General features: G+C 40.5%; 9 protein-coding genes. 2 read left to right on the top strand and 7 right to left on the bottom strand.

Features of this window, described 5'->3' with window-relative positions:
• Window positions 1-42: 42 nt before the first annotated feature.
• The 7 genes from ACW6OJ_RS06990 to ACW6OJ_RS06960 all read right to left on the bottom strand — a co-directional run bounded on the left by ACW6OJ_RS06990 (window position 43) and on the right by ACW6OJ_RS06960 (window position 4,743).
• The gene (locus tag ACW6OJ_RS06990) at window positions 43-297 is read right to left on the bottom strand and encodes a Veg family protein (protein ID WP_293430275.1); all 255 of its coding nucleotides are present in this window, start codon (window positions 295-297) and stop codon (window positions 43-45) included.
• A gap of 158 nt (window positions 298-455) precedes the next feature.
• The gene (locus ACW6OJ_RS06985; protein WP_456096132.1) at window positions 456-950 is read right to left on the bottom strand and encodes an SEC-C metal-binding domain-containing protein; all 495 of its coding nucleotides are present in this window, start codon (window positions 948-950) and stop codon (window positions 456-458) included.
• A gap of 125 nt (window positions 951-1,075) precedes the next feature.
• A complete protein-coding gene (locus tag ACW6OJ_RS06980; protein ID WP_456096131.1) occupies window positions 1,076-1,786 on the bottom strand; it encodes a peptide arginase family protein in 711 nt (236 codons plus the stop codon).
• Window positions 1,787-1,795: 9 nt separating this feature from the next.
• Entirely contained in the window at window positions 1,796-2,476 is a 681-nt protein-coding gene (locus ACW6OJ_RS06975) for an RluA family pseudouridine synthase (RefSeq protein ID WP_456096130.1), read from the bottom strand.
• Window positions 2,477-2,487: 11 nt separating this feature from the next.
• Window positions 2,488-3,357, bottom strand: a complete 870-nt coding sequence (locus ACW6OJ_RS06970; RefSeq protein ID WP_456096129.1) for a class I SAM-dependent methyltransferase — start codon at window positions 3,355-3,357, stop codon at window positions 2,488-2,490.
• Window positions 3,358-3,697: 340 nt separating this feature from the next.
• The gene (locus ACW6OJ_RS06965; RefSeq protein WP_456096127.1) at window positions 3,698-4,168 is read right to left on the bottom strand and encodes a YbaK/EbsC family protein; all 471 of its coding nucleotides are present in this window, start codon (window positions 4,166-4,168) and stop codon (window positions 3,698-3,700) included.
• A gap of 11 nt (window positions 4,169-4,179) precedes the next feature.
• Window positions 4,180-4,743, bottom strand: coding sequence for a hydrolase (locus ACW6OJ_RS06960; protein WP_293430293.1), 564 nt, complete (start codon window positions 4,741-4,743; stop codon window positions 4,180-4,182).
• A gap of 499 nt (window positions 4,744-5,242) precedes the next feature.
• Here ACW6OJ_RS06960 and cysK point away from each other — a divergent pair, with 499 nt between their 5' ends.
• Both cysK and cysE read left to right on the top strand, forming a co-directional pair.
• On the top strand, window positions 5,243-6,130 hold the full coding sequence (cysK, locus tag ACW6OJ_RS06955; protein WP_456096126.1) for a cysteine synthase A: 888 nt from the start codon (window positions 5,243-5,245) through the stop codon (window positions 6,128-6,130).
• A 46-nt stretch (window positions 6,131-6,176) separates the two neighbouring features.
• A partial coding sequence (cysE, locus tag ACW6OJ_RS06950; RefSeq protein ID WP_456096125.1) for a serine O-acetyltransferase occupies window positions 6,177-6,679 on the top strand: 503 nt, incomplete at its 3' end.

Raw genomic sequence — 6,679 nt, 5'->3', positions numbered from 1 at the left:
CTAAAAAAAGAGATTGCGTAATAATACCCAATCTCTAATCTCTTAACTTACCTTATTTTTAAAAACCTTTATCTTAACTGTCTCAGTCAATAAATCAGAGTAGCTATATGCTACCCTCTCAAAGCCTTCATCTCCATGACCTACTTTGATTACAAATACACTTGGGTATAGAGTCTCTAAAATACCCTGTTTTGTAACTATTTGCTTTCTGCCCTTGTTTGCCTTTAGCAAAATCTTCCTGCCTACATACTTCTCAAGAGTATGCCTGATATTATCTAATGTAGCTGTTGTTGCCAAAAGTATCACCTATCCTTTCAGTCTATACCCTATTATAGCATATTTTAAGGATTTGGTCAAGGTATAACTATATATTTTACATCATGAAAATGCTTTTGTCAATTTATTTTCTGTTTTTTTTAATTTTTTTGTGTTTTCTTGTCAAATAGGCCTATAGTCTACTTTCCACAGCACTTTTTGTACTTCTTTCCGCTGCCACATGGACACAGGTCATTTCTTCCTACCTTGTCGTCCTTGATTACCATCTTTGACCTATTGTGGTCCTTCCTAATCTGTTTTCTAGTAGTTTCTGATAGGATATCTTCCCACCCCTTTAGGCCATAAAGCCAATGTGCCTCAACATTTACCATGTTGTAGTATAGCTTGTCCCAGTCTATCTTAATATTGATCTGAGTATCTGCCTCTATTTTTTCCAGGTCCTGGGCCATTTCTATGCTCTCATTTATACCATCTAGGAAGCCCATGAAGTACTCAGGACTAGTATTATACTTTTCTGCAAGGTCTGATACCTTTCCAGCTACAACCTGAGTCTTGTTGTTTAATATATCATTGTATATATAAGTTTCAGCCCTTAAAAACTCTTCCCAGAACTTTACTTCAGCCTCTTCACTTGCCTGATTTTCACTAATATTTTTCCATTCTTGAAATAACATAATTACCTCCATATTGTTTCATATTATTTTTATAGTTATACCCCTTATAATAACATATTTTCCTGCTTTTTTCTAGACTCACATAGGAGGCTGGAACTAGCAGTATATAGCTTATGTAATACTACTTATAAGTCAAAGAGGTCTCTAAGTGCCTTTAGAGCCCTGTCTTGCTCGATAAAGTAGGGACTGGTTGCTATTGTAATTAGGCTTGCACCCTCAATATATTTCTTGACCCTGCCTATTTTTAGGTCATAGTCAATATAATCCATATCCCTGGAGAAAAAATCCAGGTCTATATCCAAGACATAGGACTCTGGGTATTCCATATCCATAGAGTAGGTTGAGTCAACTATCATAAGGTCTGAAAATATACCATGGTGTAGGGCTGGTTTGATAAAGGACCCTACATTTAAGACCTCATTGGTGTACCTTTTCACGTCCTCCAAGTCCCCTATATCCACATCATAGTCTGGAGGTATCCTGGTATCCTTGTGCTGGTCCACATGCAAGAGGGCCTGTCCCCTTTTCATCAAGCCTCTTTTTAGGGCCTGACACCAAAAGAAAAAGGCATGGTTGTGGTTGTCAAAGAGGTAGACTTCCTTTCCCATTTCAGTAATCTCCCTATCCACCAGGTGGTAGACATTTTTCATACCAAAGCATTCCTTCTCCTGTCCATCTTCAATCTCTATAAAGGTCGCTGGACCACCAAGCTCTACCTGGTCTATCCTGGCATCTATCAATTTAGGTACATATATTCTCTTCTTGGCCCTCTTTTCATAGGAGAAGGCATTATTACCTACTGGCCTGTCTATATAAAAACCACCGTAATCAATCATACTGGCCTCCTAAAAGATATTCCAAGGGTAGGCATTTGGCATCTTAGCTTCAAAGGCCATTACTTCCTTGGTTGTCGGATGGACCAACTCTATCCTGGCTGACCAAAGGGCTATCTGTTGGCCAACCTTAGAAAACTTAGAATACCTCTGGTCCCCGTAAAGAGGGTGGTTACGGCTAGAAAACTGGACCCTGATCTGGTGGGGCCTGCCTGTATGCAGGTCTACCTCAAGAAGGGAATAATCTAGCTTGTCCTTATCAGAATAGGCTTCCCCCAACTTCTTATAGGATAGGCTGGCCATCTTACCATCCTTGTTGGACTTATCAACAATCTTTACCATATTGGTTTTTGTATTCTTGTACAAGTAATCCACACAATCCCCATCTTTTTGACACTTTCCCACAACCACTGTCCTGTAGGTCTTCTTCATAGTCCTGGTCCTTACTTGGTCTGACAGCCTTGATGCCGCCTTGGAGGTCTTGGCAAAAACCATAACCCCGCCGACTGGCCTATCTAGCCTATGGACCAGACCTATATAGACGTTACCCGGCTTCTTGTACTTTTCCTTTACATAGGCCTTACACATAGACACCATATCTATATCTTGAGTATTGTCAGCCTGTGAAAGGACGTTTACGGGTTTCTCTACCACCAAGAGATGGTTGTCCTCATATATCACCTTTAAATCCATCTTATCGCTTCCTATCTTTCCCATCTACCAAATATACCACAAGGTAGGACCATACCATTTCTTGAGGCTGGTATTCCGACTTCACCGGCATATATCTTTCCACCCTTGGCCTTCTTGTCTATAGTAGTTTCTAAGACATTTTCCAAAACAATTGGTGAAAAGCCCGTAGTATATGAGTTAATCAAGAAGAAAAGGGGCTTGTCTGATAAGACCTGCATACACAGACTTACAAATTCAAACAACTTGTCCTCAATTTTCCAAACCTCGCCCTTAGGTCCCCTACCATAAGAAGGTGGGTCCATTATAATGGCATCATATCTGTTGCCACGCCTGATTTCTCTTTCCACAAACTTGACTACATCATCTACTATAAACCTAACGGTCCTATCCTTGAGTCCAGATAACTCGATATTCTCCTTGGCCCAGTTAACCATACCCTTGGCTGCATCAACATGGCATACTTCTGCACCCGCGTAGGCGCAGGCCACAGATGCACCACCGGTATAGGCAAATAGGTTTAGTACCCTTATAGGCCTCTTGGCAGTCCTTATCTTGTCTATCATCCAGTCCCAATTAGCTGCCTGCTCAGGAAATAATCCAGTATGCTTGAAGCCTGTAGGCCTTATCTTGAACTTTAGCGGACCATAGTTAATAGTCCACTGGTCTGGGTATTTTTTCTTAACCTCCCAGCTACCACCACCCCTATTGCTCCTGTGGTAGTGGCCATGTGGGTTCTTCCATAGAGACCACTCCCTCTCTATTGGCCATATTACCTGGGGATCTGGCCTTCTTAGGACATAGTCTCCCCATCGTTCTAGCTTTTCTCCGCCACCTAAATCTATTAATTCATATTCTTTCCACTTGTCTGCAAGTAATAACATATTTTCTCCTTTAAAACTTCTATATTTCAACAATTACACTACCCATTATTATACAGACTATGGTGGATAATAGCAATAATGATAGACTAAAAAGAAGAAGTCTTCAGTCCCATCAGATCTAAAGTTATCTCCCTATGCCTAAGGGTCCTCTTATCATACTCCTTGCCAGGTATTAGCTCGTTGACTTATATACCTACGCCTAAGGGTCCTCTGTCAATATCTATATCAGGTATATTCGAACATAAAAAGGGAGACCCTATCTTAATTTCTATATGGTCCCCACTCTTATCTTGTCGTATACAAATTTCTATAGCCTCATTTTTGCCCTAGTCTAACGTCCTTATTCCCAATCCTTGGCTATATCTATCCATTTTGTGTAATTTGAGTACTTTTCCAGCTCCGGTATAGTCATCTCTATGGCAGAGTTTCCGCTTCCTGCAGCAGGATATACAGTCTCAAACCTCTTTAGAGATTCATCCAGGTAGACCTTGACCCCCTCCCTTATGGCAAAGGGACATACTCCCCCGACCTGATGGCCTATAAGTCCTTCAACATCATCAAAGGAAATCATCTTGGCCTTCGTTCCAAACTCTTGCTTGTACTTGGCATTAGCTATTCTAGCATCACCTGCTAGGCATATCAAAATAGGTTCATCTTCAACTAAGAAGGACATGGTCTTGGTTATCTGCTTTGGTTCGCAACCAACAGCCCGGGCAGCTAGATCTACAGTCTCACTAGACCTGTCAAACTCCAATACCCTATCACTCATACCAAACTGTTCAAAATACTCTTTTACCTTTTCTACAGACATAAATATTCCCCCTATTTATTTTCTTCAAGCCACTTCATTGCCTCAAGAGTTTCATTCAAGAGGTCGTCTAGTTCCCAGCCAAGGTTTTCCGCTCCCTGCCTAATTACATCTCTAGAGCAGCCAGCAGCAAACTTCTTGTCCTTAAATTTTTTCTTCAAAGACCTTAGCTCCATATCTGAAACGCTCTTGGAAGGTCTCATCAAAGCAGCAGCCCCAACTATACCCGTAAGTTCATCAGTAGCAAATAATATTTTTTCCATATCTTTTTCTGGCTTAACTGTAGCCCCTGTGAGACCATATCCATGACTAATAGTCGAATCTATAATGGACTGGTCAAGACCCTCAGCCTTCATTAGGTCTACCTGCTTGACACAATGTTCTTCAGGATACAACTCAAAGTCCAAATCGTGTAAAAGACCTACTACTTCCCAAAAGTCTGCCCTCTCTGGATCAAACTTGTTCGCAAAGTACCTCATAACACCACCCACTGTCTTGCCATGATGTATATGAAAGTCCTCCTTGTTGTACTTCTTTAAAAGCTCTAAGGCCTGATCATAAGTTGGTATATATCCCATATACAACACCTCTTTTCTAATATTTTAAAAACAATTATACTCCATCATCAGATTAATTTCTAGTGATAGAAAGAATTTTTCGAATATTTTATTAATATCTTTTTTTTCTTTGGGTATAGACAAAGCCAGGCTCTTGGTATACAATAGTTATTAATCCCTAGTAAATTAATCGGAATTAAAATTGCAAGTATATTCCCTTTAATTTCAGGATAATAAAATACAGGTTATTAAAAATAGAGTTCGAAAATCAAATTTCTATTTATTGATTACCAAAAAGGTAAAGGAGATGTTCAAATGAAAAATATACAGACTAAAAATTTCATATTCACTGCGTTTGGAGGCATCTCTTGCTGTTGTTGCTGTTCTTGTAACCACTAGGAGTAGCAGAGATTCCTATACGATCAAAGAGTTTAGGTATCTTTTGGGATAATTTATACCAGAATACTTGGGCCTTATAGCCCCGTGACCACTAACAACAGATAAGATAAGGAGAAAAAAGATGAAAAAGAACGTAATAGAATTAATAGGAAACACACCACTTGTAAATTTGGAAAAGATAGACAAAAACGTATATGTAAAGCTGGAAAACAAGAATCCAGGAGGGTCTATTAAGGACCGTGCAGTCCTAGGTATGATACTGGGGGCAGAGGAAAAGGGCCTACTAAAGGCTGGCGATAGAATTGTTGAAGCAACTAGTGGAAACACTGGTATCGCTACAGCAATGATTGGTAAAAGCAGGGGCTACCAGGTAACTATAATAATGCCTGAATCCATGAGTGTTGAAAGAAGAAGCCTAATCAAGGCCTACGGTGCCGAGTTGATATTGACAGAGGCTGCCAAGGGTATGCAGGGAAGTATAGACAAGATGCAGGAACTACTGGCCAGTGGTGAATACAAGTCCTTAGGCCAGTTTGACAACAAGGACAACCCTGACTATCACTACAAGACAACTGGACCAGAAATATATGAAGAATTAAAGGATGTAGATATTTTTGTTGCAGGCATAGGTACTGGTGGTACTGTATCAGGTATAGGCTCCTACCTAAAGGACCAGAATACTCAAATTAAAGTTTATGGTGTAGAGCCAAAATCCTCACCATTAATTACAAGGGGCCAGGCTGGACCACACAAGATCCAGGGAATCGGTGCAAACTTCATTCCAAAGAACTACTTTGCAGACCTTGTAGATGAGGTTATATTAATTACTGATGATGAAGCATTTGAAATGGTAAGACAGGTAGCCAATAATGAGGGTATCCTTATAGGTATATCTGCCGGAGCTAATATAGCCGCTGCCAAGAAGCTGGCCGAAAGGTTCCCAGGTAAAAAGGTTGTTACAGTTGCTCCAGATGGCGCGGACAAGTATATGTCAATGGGTATATTTTAATCAAAAGTTGCCAACTATTATGTTTGAGATTGAGATGGTGATGTAGATGAAATTTATAAAGAACATTGATTATATTATAGCTAATGACCCTGCATCCAGCAGGGGTAAGATAAAATTTTTGAATAGACTGATGGTATTTATTATATATCCATCTGTCCATGCCCTAATAGGCCATAGCATATCCCATGCCCTTAGCAATATGGGCTTAAAATTCCTAGCCAGGCTGGTATCCCAGATATTTAGGTTCCTAACTGGTATAGAAATCCACCCAGGAGCCACTATAGGCCATAGTATCATGATAGACCATGGTATGGGTGTTGTAATCGGAGAAACTGCAGAGGTCGGCAATAGGGTTACCATCTATCAGGGGGTCACTCTAGGCGGCACAGGCAACCACACAGGCAAAAGGCACCCTACAGTAGGTAATGACGTTATAATAGGCTCAGGAGCCAAGGTATTAGGTCCTGTAACCCTTGGAGACGAGGTCAAGGTCGGTGCCAACAGCGTAGTCCTACACGATGTGCCAAATGGGGCAACAGTCGTAGGTAT

It is taken from the genome of Peptostreptococcus sp. (genome assembly GCF_977045075.1).
The sequence above is the reverse complement of the archived record's forward strand: the minus strand, read 5'-3'. Positions and strand labels throughout refer to the sequence as shown.